The sequence below is a fragment of the Bacillus sp. FSL R5-0434 genome (genome assembly GCF_038004745.1).
GTDB classification, from domain to species: domain Bacteria; phylum Bacillota; class Bacilli; order Bacillales; family Bacillaceae; genus Bacillus; species Bacillus halotolerans.
In genome coordinates this window covers 91,596-105,535 of record NZ_JBBORV010000001.1, presented here as the reverse complement: position 1 = coordinate 105,535, position 13,940 = coordinate 91,596, and the positions used below count along the sequence as shown (strand labels likewise).

The window sequence follows — 13,940 nt, the reverse complement described above, 5'->3', positions numbered from 1 at the left end:
ACTTACATGCTGTATGCCTCTTTTTCGTCTTCTATATTAATTCGTTTTAGCTGTCGTTTTTACGACAAATTCGCCATCTTCTACATCAAGAACGATATGGTGCCCTTTATGAATGTTACCTCTGAGCAGCTCTTCAGATAAACGATCCTCCACATGTTTTTGAATGGCTCTTCTGAGCGGGCGGGCACCGTATTCAAGGTCCACGCCCTCTTCCGCGACTTTTGCTTTCGCAGCTTCCGTCAATTCAATAGAAAGATCCTGTTCTTTAAGACGTTTCGTTAATTGATCAGACATCAATGACACGATTTCAGCCAGATGTTTTTTCTCGAGTGAATGGAAGACGATAATTTCATCAATACGGTTGATGAATTCCGGTCTGAACGCACGTTTCAGTTCACCCATCACTTTATCCTTCATGTCTTTATGATTTTGCGTCTCATCCTGAACGTTGAAGCCGACATATTTGTTGCGTTTCAGCTCACTTGCTCCGACGTTTGACGTCATGATCAGAATCGTGTTGCGGAAATCAACTGTACGGCCTTTAGAATCAGTCAATCGTCCGTCCTCAAGTACTTGAAGGAGGATATTGAAGACGTCAGGGTGCGCTTTCTCAATCTCATCAAGAAGCACAACAGAGTATGGTTTTCTTCTTACCTTCTCTGTTAATTGGCCGCCCTCATCGTATCCCACATACCCTGGAGGTGAACCTACAAGTCTAGAAGTCGAGTGTTTTTCCATGTATTCAGACATATCAATTCTGATCATGGCTTCTTCATCACCGAAGATAGACTCAGCAAGTGCCCGTGCAAGCTCCGTTTTACCTACACCTGTAGGGCCTAAGAAAATGAATGAGCCGATTGGGCGTTTAGGGTCTTTTAGCCCTGCTCTTGCACGTCTGACCGCTTTAGCAACGGCTACAACAGCTTCATCTTGGCCGATGACACGGGAATGAAGAATGCTCTCCATATTAAGAAGCTTATCAGTTTCAGTTTGAGCGATTTTTGATACAGGCACCCCAGTCCAGCTGGATACAACCATCGCAATATCATCCACAGAAACCTCTGAGTTTTCCTGTCCCTGCTTCTCTTTCCATGATTTTTTTGTATCTTCCACTTGTTCACGCAAACGCTGTTCCGTATCACGCAAGGAAGCCGCTTTTTCAAATTCTTGGCTTTGCACCGCAGCATCCTTCTCTTTACGAACTTCATCAAGTTTCTGTTCAAGCTCTTTTAAATTAGGAGGCGTTGTAAAGGAACGCAATCTGACCTTTGAACCCGCTTCATCGATCAAGTCAATAGCTTTATCCGGAAGGAAACGGTCAGAGATATATCTGTCAGAAAGCTTAACCGCAGCCTCAATGGCTTCGTCAGTGATAGAAACGCGGTGGTGGGCTTCATATCGGTCACGCAAGCCTTTTAGGATTTGAATGCTTTCGTCTACAGACGGCTGATCAACCTGGATTGGCTGAAAACGGCGTTCCAGAGCTGCATCTTTTTCAATATATTTACGGTACTCATCAAGAGTTGTCGCACCAATGCACTGAAGTTCTCCGCGAGCAAGTGAAGGTTTCAAAATGTTGGATGCATCAATGGCACCTTCTGCTCCGCCCGCTCCGATTAGTGTGTGGAGCTCATCAATGAATAGAATGATATTTCCTGCCTGACGGATTTCATCCATCACTTTTTTCAAGCGGTCCTCAAATTCACCGCGATATTTCGTACCGGCAACAACTGTTCCCATGTCTAATGTCATAACGCGTTTATCCCGTAAAATTTCGGGAACTTCATTATTGATAATTTGCTGTGCAAGACCTTCTGCGATAGCCGTTTTCCCTACGCCCGGTTCCCCAATCAGAACAGGATTGTTTTTCGTTCTGCGGCTCAGCACTTCAATGACACGCTGAATTTCTTTGCTTCTGCCGATAACCGGATCAAGGCTGTCTTCCTTCGCAATCGCTGTTAAATCTCTTGCCAGGCTATCTAGTGTAGGCGTATTCGCATTGCTGTTTGTTCCAGCCGCTGATGAACCTGTTTCATTACTTCCAAGAAGCTGAAGCACTTGCTGTCTTGCTTTATTCAAGCTGACTCCGAGATTGTTAAGCACTCTCGCAGCCACACCTTCACCTTCGCGAATAAGACCAAGAAGAATATGCTCTGTTCCCACATAAGAATGGCCAAGTTTTCTGGCCTCATCCATTGAAAGCTCAATGACTTTTTTAGCTCTCGGAGTATAATGAATCGTTTGAGACATTTCCTGTCCGCGCCCAATTAAACTCTCAACTTCTTTTTGGATTTTATCTGAACCAAGTCCAAGCGCTTGAAGTGCTTTAGCAGCGATGCCCTCTCCTTCTCGCACCAGTCCTAATAAAATATGCTCAGTGCCGATATTATTATGACCTAAACGAAGTGCTTCTTCCTGTGCAAGCGCCAGTACCTTTTGAGCTCGTTCTGTAAATCTTCCAAACATCATATCGATTCATCCTCCTGTCTATTCCCATTCATTTCTAAGTGAAGCCGTTCTCTGATAAGAGCCGCTCTTCGTATATCTCTTTCGTTCGGACGCAAAGCGCCTCCCGAGTACTGCTGTAAAAATCCCGGCTGTGTTAAAATCATCAGTTCATTAAGTATATTGCTTGAAAGTCCTTTTATAATGCCTAGGTCTATACCCAACCGAACATCTGAAAGACACTTTGCAGTTTCTTTCGATTCTATCATTCGGCAATTGGACAAGACTCCATAGGATCGATACACACGATCCTCAAGCTCAATCTTAGAGGTTTGGTAAAGCGCTTCTCGGGCAGATCGTTCCTGTTCAATCAGTTGGGCAGCTACGCTGTTAAGGTCATCGACAATATCCTGCTCCGACTTTCCAAGCGTGATTTGATTTGAAATTTGAAAGATATTTCCTACTGCTTCGCTGCCTTCCCCATAAATTCCTCTAACAACTAAGCCTAATTGATTAATAGCCGGTATAATTCGATTTATTTGCCTAGTTAAAACCAGTGCCGGAAGATGCATCATGACTGAAGCCCTTAAGCCCGTACCTACATTTGTAGGACAGCTGGTTAAGTAACCTCTTTGCTCACTAAATGCATAATCAACCTTTTCCTCAATCCAGTCATCAACTTGGTTTGCGGCTTTCATTGCTTGCGGAAGCTGAAATCCTGGGAAAAGACACTGAATTCTTATGTGGTCCTCCTCATTCAACATGACGCTTACTTCCTCATTTTCAGAAAGCAAACAGCCGCCAAAAGGAGACTCTGTCAAATTAGGGCTGATGAGATGCTTTTCAACAAGCACCCGTTTTTCTAAAGGCTGTGCGTCGTTCATTCTGATCAAAAGGAATTTGCCGACACCGGGAATTTCTTGTTCTGAAAACTGTTCTTCAAACTGTTGTAAGATGGATGAGGCTTCTTCATTGGAATATCGCGTAGGGAACCGAATATTTTCAAAGTTCCTAGCTAAACGTATGCGGCTGCTGAGTACAATGTCACTTTCAGGGCCTTTCTGCTTCATCCAACTGCTTAATGCGTCCTGAATAAAATGCTTTAGCGACATTACCCCTGTTCCTCCTCACTATCTGTACTTTTGAGTGACTGTTCTAATGAACGAATTTGATCTCTCACATGGGCTGCATTTTCAAATTCTTCTTGTTGTATTAAAGCTTCTAATTCTTTTTTCAGCATTTCGATCTGTCGTCTGACATGCAGGTTGCCGCCTATACGTTTCGGTATTTTCCCGCCATGCACAGTGTTTCCGCTGTGAACTTTGCGTAAGATCGGTGTAATGTTGCTATGAAATGTTTTATAACATTCGGCACAGCCAAATCGACCGGTTTTTCTAAATTGCTGAAATGTCATTCCGCACTTCGGACAAGCAGATATTTGCTCGGAATGGCTGAACATTTGAGTTCCAGCATTCTGAAATGAAGAATCCATGTTCAGTAAACCTGATAGTAAATTATGAATAGAGAAACCATGACTTGCACTTATACCATATGAATCGCTATGTTCTTTTGCACATTGTTCGCAGATGTGAACCTCTTTTTTCTCTCCGTTAACAACCTTTGTAAAGTGAAAAGTGGCTGGTCTCTCATTGCACTCTTGACAAATCAATCTTTTCACCCGCTTATTTTAATTTTAAAGCGGTCAGCATAGCTTTCATCATTCTCGCTCTTAATTCATCACGTTCAGGCAAATCAATGTACAGTACGGAGCGATCCATCACGCTGACCATCATTTTTGCTTCTCTTTCAGAGATCACCTTGTCTTCTAATAGCCTTAAAATAATGTCATCAGAGGCTGCTTGAGACAAATGGGTATTAATTTGAGAAATAATATTATTGATTAGGACAACTTCATTATTCATTTTAATTTTAATGATTCTGATATAACCGCCGCCCCCGCGTTTGCTCTCAACAATATATCCTCTCTCGCTTGTAAATCTGGTGTTGATGACATAATTTATTTGGGAAGGAACACATTGAAATTTATCTGCAATTTCACTACGTTTAATTTCTAAAATTTCCTTGCCATTTTGATCTAACACTTGTTTCAAGTACTGTTCAATGATGTCAGAAATATTATGTCCCACTCAACCCCCTCCTTTATTGACTTTGACTATATTTGACTTTAATCTTACTATAAGGTGTTTTTCGAGAATTTTCAACTTTCTCGCTCTATCTTAAGTATTTCCATTTTCTAAATCCATAAAACCTGATTATTCACTTAAAATTTCTCTGTGAAGTTATTATATTATATAACTAAATGAAATTTTATGATACCAATAAGCAGAACGCAAAAAAGGGCAGCTCATTTGAGCTGCCCTTTTGTTAATTGCTTGGCGGCGTCCTACTCTCACAGGGGGAAACCCCCGACTACCATCGGCGCTGAAGAGCTTAACTTCCGTGTTCGGCATGGGAACGGGTGTGACCTCTTCGCTATCGCCACCAAACAATTGAGAGTGTTCTCTCAAAACTAGATAACAGGTGTGACATCATTAGAAATTAGGTTAAGTCCTCGATCGATTAGTATCTGTCAGCTCCATGTGTCGCCACACTTCCACCTCAGACCTATCAACCTGATCATCTTTCAGGGATCTTACTTCCTTGCGGAATGGGAAATCTCATCTTGAGGGGGGCTTCATGCTTAGATGCTTTCAGCACTTATCCCGTCCGCACATAGCTACCCAGCGATGCCCTTGGCAGAACAACTGGTACACCAGCGGTGCGTCCATCCCGGTCCTCTCGTACTAAGGACAGCTCCTCTCAAATTTCCTGCGCCCGCGACGGATAGGGACCGAACTGTCTCACGACGTTCTGAACCCAGCTCGCGTACCGCTTTAATGGGCGAACAGCCCAACCCTTGGGACCGACTACAGCCCCAGGATGCGATGAGCCGACATCGAGGTGCCAAACCTCCCCGTCGATGTGGACTCTTGGGGGAGATAAGCCTGTTATCCCCGGGGTAGCTTTTATCCGTTGAGCGATGGCCCTTCCATGCGGAACCACCGGATCACTAAGCCCGACTTTCGTCCCTGCTCGACTTGTAGGTCTCGCAGTCAAGCTCCCTTGTGCCTTTACACTCTGCGAATGATTTCCAACCATTCTGAGGGAACCTTTGGGCGCCTCCGTTACCTTTTAGGAGGCGACCGCCCCAGTCAAACTGCCCACCTGACACTGTCTCCCCGCCCGATAAGGGCGGCGGGTTAGAAGGTCAATACAGCCAGGGTAGTATCCCACCGATGCCTCCACCGAAGCTGGCGCTCCGGTTTCCAAGGCTCCTACCTATCCTGTACAAGCTGTACCAACATTCAATATCAGGCTGCAGTAAAGCTCCACGGGGTCTTTCCGTCCTGTCGCGGGTAACCTGCATCTTCACAGGTACTATAATTTCACCGAGTCTCTCGTTGAGACAGTGCCCAGATCGTTGCGCCTTTCGTGCGGGTCGGAACTTACCCGACAAGGAATTTCGCTACCTTAGGACCGTTATAGTTACGGCCGCCGTTTACTGGGGCTTCAATTCGCACCTTCGCTTACGCTAAGCGCTCCTCTTAACCTTCCAGCACCGGGCAGGCGTCAGCCCCTATACTTCGCCTTACGGCTTCGCAGAGACCTGTGTTTTTGCTAAACAGTCGCCTGGGCCTATTCACTGCGGCTCTCTCGGGCTTGCACCCTAACAGAGCACCCCTTCTCCCGAAGTTACGGGGTCATTTTGCCGAGTTCCTTAACGAGAGTTCTCTCGATCACCTTAGGATTCTCTCCTCGCCTACCTGTGTCGGTTTGCGGTACGGGCACCTCTCACCTCGCTAGAGGCTTTTCTTGGCAGTGTGGAATCAGGAACTTCGCTACTATATTTCGCTCGCCATCACAGCTCAGCCTTATGGGAAACGGATTTGCCTATTTCCCAGCCTAACTGCTTGGACGCGGATATCCAATACCGCGCTTACCCTATCCTCCTGCGTCCCCCCATTACTCAAATGGTGAGGAGGTGGTACAGGAATATCAACCTGTTGTCCATCGCCTACGCCTTTCGGCCTCGGCTTAGGTCCCGACTAACCCTGAGCGGACGAGCCTTCCTCAGGAAACCTTAGGCATTCGGTGGAGGGGATTCTCACCCCTCTTTCGCTACTCATACCGGCATTCTCACTTCTAAGCGCTCCACCAGTCCTTCCGGTCTGGCTTCACAGCCCTTAGAACGCTCTCCTACCACTGTTCGAAGAACAGTCCGCAGCTTCGGTGATACGTTTAGCCCCGGTACATTTTCGGCGCAGAGTCACTCGACCAGTGAGCTATTACGCACTCTTTAAATGGTGGCTGCTTCTAAGCCAACATCCTGGTTGTCTAAGCAACTCCACATCCTTTTCCACTTAACGTATACTTTGGGACCTTAGCTGGCGGTCTGGGCTGTTTCCCTTTCGACTACGGATCTTATCACTCGCAGTCTGACTCCCAAGGATAAGTCATTGGCATTCGGAGTTTGACTGAATTCGGTAACCCGGTAGGGGCCCCTAGTCCAATCAGTGCTCTACCTCCAAGACTCTTACCTTGAGGCTAGCCCTAAAGCTATTTCGGAGAGAACCAGCTATCTCCAGGTTCGATTGGCATTTCACCCCTACCCACACCTCATCCCCGCACTTTTCAACGTGCGTGGGTTCGGGCCTCCATTCAGTGTTACCTGAACTTCACCCTGGACATGGGTAGATCACCTGGTTTCGGGTCTACGACCACGTACTCATGCGCCCTATTCAGACTCGCTTTCGCTGCGGCTCCGCATCTTCTGCTTAACCTTGCACGGGATCGTAACTCGCCGGTTCATTCTACAAAAGGCACGCCATCACCCGTTAACGGGCTCTGACTACTTGTAGGCACACGGTTTCAGGATCTCTTTCACTCCCCTTCCGGGGTGCTTTTCACCTTTCCCTCACGGTACTGGTTCACTATCGGTCACTAGGGAGTATTTAGCCTTGGGAGATGGTCCTCCCGGATTCCGACGGAATTTCACGTGTTCCGCCGTACTCAGGATCCACTCTGGAGAGAACGAAGTTTTGACTACAGGGCTGTTACCTCCTATGGCGGGCCTTTCCAGACCTCTTCATCTACCTCGTTCCTTTGTAACTCCGTATAGAGTGTCCTACAACCCCAAGAGGCAAGCCTCTTGGTTTGGGCTAATCCCGTTTCGCTCGCCGCTACTCAGGGAATCGCATTTGCTTTCTCTTCCTCCGGGTACTTAGATGTTTCAGTTCCCCGGGTCTGCCTTCTCATATCCTATGAATTCAGATATGGATACCACTCCATTACGAGTGGTGGGTTTCCCCATTCGGAAATCTCCGGATCAAAGCTTGCTTACAGCTCCCCGAAGCATATCGGTGTTCGTCCCGTCCTTCATCGGCTCCTAGTGCCAAGGCATCCACCGTGCGCCCTTTCTAACTTAACCGTTAAAAAGAATCACTATGTGATATCTTGTGTTACTAATTGAATGTGATGTCTACTGTTATCTAGTTTTCAAAGAACACGTTTCGAAGGAATGATCCTTCAAAACTAAACAAGACAGGGAACGTTCTGTTTATAAGACCCAAGGTCTTATATTCCGTAAATATCCTTAGAAAGGAGGTGATCCAGCCGCACCTTCCGATACGGCTACCTTGTTACGACTTCACCCCAATCATCTGTCCCACCTTCGGCGGCTGGCTCCATAAAGGTTACCTCACCGACTTCGGGTGTTACAAACTCTCGTGGTGTGACGGGCGGTGTGTACAAGGCCCGGGAACGTATTCACCGCGGCATGCTGATCCGCGATTACTAGCGATTCCAGCTTCACGCAGTCGAGTTGCAGACTGCGATCCGAACTGAGAACAGATTTGTGGGATTGGCTTAACCTCGCGGTTTCGCTGCCCTTTGTTCTGTCCATTGTAGCACGTGTGTAGCCCAGGTCATAAGGGGCATGATGATTTGACGTCATCCCCACCTTCCTCCGGTTTGTCACCGGCAGTCACCTTAGAGTGCCCAACTGAATGCTGGCAACTAAGATCAAGGGTTGCGCTCGTTGCGGGACTTAACCCAACATCTCACGACACGAGCTGACGACAACCATGCACCACCTGTCACTCTGCCCCCGAAGGGGACGTCCTATCTCTAGGATTGTCAGAGGATGTCAAGACCTGGTAAGGTTCTTCGCGTTGCTTCGAATTAAACCACATGCTCCACCGCTTGTGCGGGCCCCCGTCAATTCCTTTGAGTTTCAGTCTTGCGACCGTACTCCCCAGGCGGAGTGCTTAATGCGTTAGCTGCAGCACTAAGGGGCGGAAACCCCCTAACACTTAGCACTCATCGTTTACGGCGTGGACTACCAGGGTATCTAATCCTGTTCGCTCCCCACGCTTTCGCTCCTCAGCGTCAGTTACAGACCAGAGAGTCGCCTTCGCCACTGGTGTTCCTCCACATCTCTACGCATTTCACCGCTACACGTGGAATTCCACTCTCCTCTTCTGCACTCAAGTTCCCCAGTTTCCAATGACCCTCCCCGGTTGAGCCGGGGGCTTTCACATCAGACTTAAGGAACCGCCTGCGAGCCCTTTACGCCCAATAATTCCGGACAACGCTTGCCACCTACGTATTACCGCGGCTGCTGGCACGTAGTTAGCCGTGGCTTTCTGGTTAGGTACCGTCAAGGTACCGCCCTATTCGAACGGTACTTGTTCTTCCCTAACAACAGAGCTTTACGATCCGAAAACCTTCATCACTCACGCGGCGTTGCTCCGTCAGACTTTCGTCCATTGCGGAAGATTCCCTACTGCTGCCTCCCGTAGGAGTCTGGGCCGTGTCTCAGTCCCAGTGTGGCCGATCACCCTCTCAGGTCGGCTACGCATCGTTGCCTTGGTGAGCCGTTACCTCACCAACTAGCTAATGCGCCGCGGGTCCATCTGTAAGTGGTAGCCGAAGCCACCTTTTATGTTTGAACCATGCGGTTCAAACAAGCATCCGGTATTAGCCCCGGTTTCCCGGAGTTATCCCAGTCTTACAGGCAGGTTACCCACGTGTTACTCACCCGTCCGCCGCTAACATCAGGGAGCAAGCTCCCATCTGTCCGCTCGACTTGCATGTATTAGGCACGCCGCCAGCGTTCGTCCTGAGCCAGGATCAAACTCTCCGATAAAGTAGTTTGACTGACTACGCACATTGCTGTGCGATTTTATTAAAACTTGAATTAACAGGTACGTTTTGTCTTGTTTAGTTTTCAAAGATCATTTTGTTTATCACTTTGTTAAAGCAACTTTATTAGTATACAACGTCGCTTTCTCAAAGTCAACAACTTTTTTAAATCTTTTTTTTGGTGGAGCCTAGCGGGATCGAACCGCTGACCTCCTGCGTGCAAAGCAGGCGCTCTCCCAGCTGAGCTAAGGCCCCATAAAAATGGTCGGGAAGACAGGATTCGAACCTGCGACCCCATGGTCCCAAACCATGTGCTCTACCAAGCTGAGCTACTTCCCGATTTCCATATTGATAAAATATATGGCGCGCCCGAGAGGAGTCGAACCCCTAACCTTTTGATCCGTAGTCAAACGCTCTATCCAATTGAGCTACGGGCGCAAATTATAATGCCGAGGGCCGGACTTGAACCGGCACGGTAGTCACCTACCGCAGGATTTTAAGTCCTGTGTGTCTGCCAATTCCACCACCCCGGCGTGGATGGTATAGTTGGAGCGGAAGACGGGATTCGAACCCGCGACCCCCACCTTGGCAAGGTGGTGTTCTACCACTGAACTACTTCCGCAGACAGGATGTCCAGTTTTTATTTAACTGTCATCCTATATAATGCGGGTGAAGGGACTTGAACCCCCACGTCATAAAGACACTAGATCCTAAGTCTAGCGCGTCTGCCAATTCCGCCACACCCGCTTAAAAATGGTGAGCCATGAAGGACTCGAACCTTCGACCCTCTGATTAAAAGTCAGATGCTCTACCAACTGAGCTAATGGCTCTTCTTACAAGAGACTTGAATATTATATCATATAAAAGTGGTGCCGGCAAGAGGACTTGAACCCCCAACCTACTGATTACAAGTCAGTTGCTCTACCAATTGAGCTACACCGGCAAATGGTGGAGGATGACGGGCTCGAACCGCCGACCCTCTGCTTGTAAGGCAGATGCTCTCCCAGCTGAGCTAATCCTCCATAATTGCACTAACGTGCAATTGCTTGGCAGCGTCCTACTCTCACAGGGGGAAACCCCCGACTACCATCGGCGCTGAAGAGCTTAACTTCCGTGTTCGGCATGGGAACGGGTGTGACCTCTTCGCTATCGCCACCAAACAATTGAGAGTGTTCTCTCAAAACTAGATAACAGGTGTGACATCATTAGAAATTAGGTTAAGTCCTCGATCGATTAGTATCTGTCAGCTCCATGTGTCGCCACACTTCCACCTCAGACCTATCAACCTGATCATCTTTCAGGGATCTTACTTCCTTGCGGAATGGGAAATCTCATCTTGAGGGGGGCTTCATGCTTAGATGCTTTCAGCACTTATCCCGTCCGCACATAGCTACCCAGCGATGCCCTTGGCAGAACAACTGGTACACCAGCGGTGCGTCCATCCCGGTCCTCTCGTACTAAGGACAGCTCCTCTCAAATTTCCTGCGCCCGCGACGGATAGGGACCGAACTGTCTCACGACGTTCTGAACCCAGCTCGCGTACCGCTTTAATGGGCGAACAGCCCAACCCTTGGGACCGACTACAGCCCCAGGATGCGATGAGCCGACATCGAGGTGCCAAACCTCCCCGTCGATGTGGACTCTTGGGGGAGATAAGCCTGTTATCCCCGGGGTAGCTTTTATCCGTTGAGCGATGGCCCTTCCATGCGGAACCACCGGATCACTAAGCCCGACTTTCGTCCCTGCTCGACTTGTAGGTCTCGCAGTCAAGCTCCCTTGTGCCTTTACACTCTGCGAATGATTTCCAACCATTCTGAGGGAACCTTTGGGCGCCTCCGTTACCTTTTAGGAGGCGACCGCCCCAGTCAAACTGCCCACCTGACACTGTCTCCCCGCCCGATAAGGGCGGCGGGTTAGAAGGTCAATACAGCCAGGGTAGTATCCCACCGATGCCTCCACCGAAGCTGGCGCTCCGGTTTCCAAGGCTCCTACCTATCCTGTACAAGCTGTACCAACATTCAATATCAGGCTGCAGTAAAGCTCCACGGGGTCTTTCCGTCCTGTCGCGGGTAACCTGCATCTTCACAGGTACTATAATTTCACCGAGTCTCTCGTTGAGACAGTGCCCAGATCGTTGCGCCTTTCGTGCGGGTCGGAACTTACCCGACAAGGAATTTCGCTACCTTAGGACCGTTATAGTTACGGCCGCCGTTTACTGGGGCTTCAATTCGCACCTTCGCTTACGCTAAGCGCTCCTCTTAACCTTCCAGCACCGGGCAGGCGTCAGCCCCTATACTTCGCCTTACGGCTTCGCAGAGACCTGTGTTTTTGCTAAACAGTCGCCTGGGCCTATTCACTGCGGCTCTCTCGGGCTTGCACCCTAACAGAGCACCCCTTCTCCCGAAGTTACGGGGTCATTTTGCCGAGTTCCTTAACGAGAGTTCTCTCGATCACCTTAGGATTCTCTCCTCGCCTACCTGTGTCGGTTTGCGGTACGGGCACCTCTCACCTCGCTAGAGGCTTTTCTTGGCAGTGTGGAATCAGGAACTTCGCTACTATATTTCGCTCGCCATCACAGCTCAGCCTTATGGGAAACGGATTTGCCTATTTCCCAGCCTAACTGCTTGGACGCGGATATCCAATACCGCGCTTACCCTATCCTCCTGCGTCCCCCCATTACTCAAATGGTGAGGAGGTGGTACAGGAATATCAACCTGTTGTCCATCGCCTACGCCTTTCGGCCTCGGCTTAGGTCCCGACTAACCCTGAGCGGACGAGCCTTCCTCAGGAAACCTTAGGCATTCGGTGGAGGGGATTCTCACCCCTCTTTCGCTACTCATACCGGCATTCTCACTTCTAAGCGCTCCACCAGTCCTTCCGGTCTGGCTTCACAGCCCTTAGAACGCTCTCCTACCACTGTTCGAAGAACAGTCCGCAGCTTCGGTGATACGTTTAGCCCCGGTACATTTTCGGCGCAGAGTCACTCGACCAGTGAGCTATTACGCACTCTTTAAATGGTGGCTGCTTCTAAGCCAACATCCTGGTTGTCTAAGCAACTCCACATCCTTTTCCACTTAACGTATACTTTGGGACCTTAGCTGGCGGTCTGGGCTGTTTCCCTTTCGACTACGGATCTTATCACTCGCAGTCTGACTCCCAAGGATAAGTCATTGGCATTCGGAGTTTGACTGAATTCGGTAACCCGGTAGGGGCCCCTAGTCCAATCAGTGCTCTACCTCCAAGACTCTTACCTTGAGGCTAGCCCTAAAGCTATTTCGGAGAGAACCAGCTATCTCCAGGTTCGATTGGCATTTCACCCCTACCCACACCTCATCCCCGCACTTTTCAACGTGCGTGGGTTCGGGCCTCCATTCAGTGTTACCTGAACTTCACCCTGGACATGGGTAGATCACCTGGTTTCGGGTCTACGACCACGTACTCATGCGCCCTATTCAGACTCGCTTTCGCTGCGGCTCCGCATCTTCTGCTTAACCTTGCACGGGATCGTAACTCGCCGGTTCATTCTACAAAAGGCACGCCATCACCCGTTAACGGGCTCTGACTACTTGTAGGCACACGGTTTCAGGATCTCTTTCACTCCCCTTCCGGGGTGCTTTTCACCTTTCCCTCACGGTACTGGTTCACTATCGGTCACTAGGGAGTATTTAGCCTTGGGAGATGGTCCTCCCGGATTCCGACGGAATTTCACGTGTTCCGCCGTACTCAGGATCCACTCTGGAGAGAACGAAGTTTTGACTACAGGGCTGTTACCTCCTATGGCGGGCCTTTCCAGACCTCTTCATCTACCTCGTTCCTTTGTAACTCCGTATAGAGTGTCCTACAACCCCAAGAGGCAAGCCTCTTGGTTTGGGCTAATCCCGTTTCGCTCGCCGCTACTCAGGGAATCGCATTTGCTTTCTCTTCCTCCGGGTACTTAGATGTTTCAGTTCCCCGGGTCTGCCTTCTCATATCCTATGAATTCAGATATGGATACCACTCCATTACGAGTGGTGGGTTTCCCCATTCGGAAATCTCCGGATCAAAGCTTGCTTACAGCTCCCCGAAGCATATCGGTGTTCGTCCCGTCCTTCATCGGCTCCTAGTGCCAAGGCATCCACCGTGCGCCCTTTCTAACTTAACCGTTAAAAAGAATCACTATGTGATATCTTGTGTTACTAATTGAATGTGATGTCTACTGTTATCTAGTTTTCAAAGAACACGTTTCGAAGGAATGATCCTTCAAAACTAAACAAGACAGGGAACGTTCTGTTTATAAGACCCAAGGTCTTATA

The 13,940-nt window shown here is 48.8% G+C and carries 4 protein-coding genes, 9 tRNA genes and 5 rRNA genes; all 18 read right to left on the bottom strand.

Features of this window, described 5'->3' with window-relative positions; translation table 11 throughout:
* Positions 1 to 36 precede the first annotated feature (36 nt).
* Positions 37 to 2,469, bottom strand: coding sequence for an ATP-dependent protease ATP-binding subunit ClpC (gene clpC, locus NYE43_RS00575; protein WP_010332750.1), 2,433 nt, complete (start codon positions 2,467 to 2,469; stop codon positions 37 to 39).
* Complete coding sequence (locus NYE43_RS00570; RefSeq protein WP_059291687.1) at positions 2,466 to 3,557, bottom strand: protein arginine kinase; 1,092 nt, start codon at positions 3,555 to 3,557, stop codon at positions 2,466 to 2,468. The genes clpC and NYE43_RS00570 overlap by 4 nt, the downstream gene beginning before the upstream one ends.
* Positions 3,557 to 4,114: a UvrB/UvrC motif-containing protein gene (locus tag NYE43_RS00565; RefSeq protein ID WP_095714843.1), complete on the bottom strand. Its 558-nt coding sequence runs from the start codon at positions 4,112 to 4,114 to the stop codon at positions 3,557 to 3,559. Before NYE43_RS00565 ends, NYE43_RS00570 begins: the two co-directional genes overlap by 1 nt.
* 13 nt (positions 4,115 to 4,127) lie before the next feature.
* Positions 4,128 to 4,592, bottom strand: coding sequence for a transcriptional regulator CtsR (ctsR, locus tag NYE43_RS00560; RefSeq protein ID WP_010332747.1), 465 nt, complete (start codon positions 4,590 to 4,592; stop codon positions 4,128 to 4,130).
* 244 nt (positions 4,593 to 4,836) lie between these two features.
* Positions 4,837 to 4,952: ribosomal RNA gene (rrf, locus tag NYE43_RS00555) — 5S ribosomal RNA — on the bottom strand.
* A gap of 53 nt (positions 4,953 to 5,005) precedes the next feature.
* Positions 5,006 to 7,933, bottom strand: a 23S ribosomal RNA gene (locus tag NYE43_RS00550).
* Positions 7,934 to 8,102: 169 nt separating this feature from the next.
* Positions 8,103 to 9,652, bottom strand: a 16S ribosomal RNA gene (locus tag NYE43_RS00545).
* Positions 9,653 to 9,827: 175 nt separating this feature from the next.
* Positions 9,828 to 9,903, bottom strand: a tRNA-Ala gene (locus tag NYE43_RS00540).
* Between the two features lie 7 nt (positions 9,904 to 9,910).
* Positions 9,911 to 9,987: transfer RNA gene (locus NYE43_RS00535), tRNA-Pro, on the bottom strand.
* A gap of 22 nt (positions 9,988 to 10,009) precedes the next feature.
* Positions 10,010 to 10,086 (bottom strand) — tRNA-Arg (locus NYE43_RS00530).
* Positions 10,087 to 10,095: 9 nt separating this feature from the next.
* Positions 10,096 to 10,181: transfer RNA gene (locus NYE43_RS00525), tRNA-Leu, on the bottom strand.
* Between the two features lie 14 nt (positions 10,182 to 10,195).
* Positions 10,196 to 10,270: transfer RNA gene (locus NYE43_RS00520), tRNA-Gly, on the bottom strand.
* A 42-nt stretch (positions 10,271 to 10,312) separates the two neighbouring features.
* Positions 10,313 to 10,395 (bottom strand) — tRNA-Leu (locus NYE43_RS00515).
* A gap of 7 nt (positions 10,396 to 10,402) precedes the next feature.
* Positions 10,403 to 10,478: transfer RNA gene (locus NYE43_RS00510), tRNA-Lys, on the bottom strand.
* Positions 10,479 to 10,515: 37 nt separating this feature from the next.
* Positions 10,516 to 10,591 (bottom strand) — tRNA-Thr (locus NYE43_RS00505).
* 3 nt (positions 10,592 to 10,594) lie between these two features.
* A tRNA-Val gene (locus tag NYE43_RS00500) sits at positions 10,595 to 10,670 on the bottom strand.
* Positions 10,671 to 10,692: 22 nt separating this feature from the next.
* Positions 10,693 to 10,808, bottom strand: a 5S ribosomal RNA gene (gene rrf / locus NYE43_RS00495).
* 53 nt (positions 10,809 to 10,861) lie between these two features.
* Positions 10,862 to 13,789: ribosomal RNA gene (locus NYE43_RS00490) — 23S ribosomal RNA — on the bottom strand.
* The 16S, 23S and 5S rRNA genes sit together here with 9 tRNA genes alongside, the layout of an rRNA operon.
* Positions 13,790 to 13,940: the final 151 nt, after the last annotated feature.

Bases quoted from the DNA above. Each gene is read 5' to 3' on its own strand.
- clpC (WP_010332750.1), bottom strand. From the start codon at position 2,469: ATGATGTTTGGAAGATTTACAGAACGAGCTCAAAAGGTACTGGCGCTT.
- NYE43_RS00570 (WP_059291687.1), bottom strand. From the start codon at position 3,557: ATGTCGCTAAAGCATTTTATTCAGGACGCATTAAGCAGTTGGATGAAG.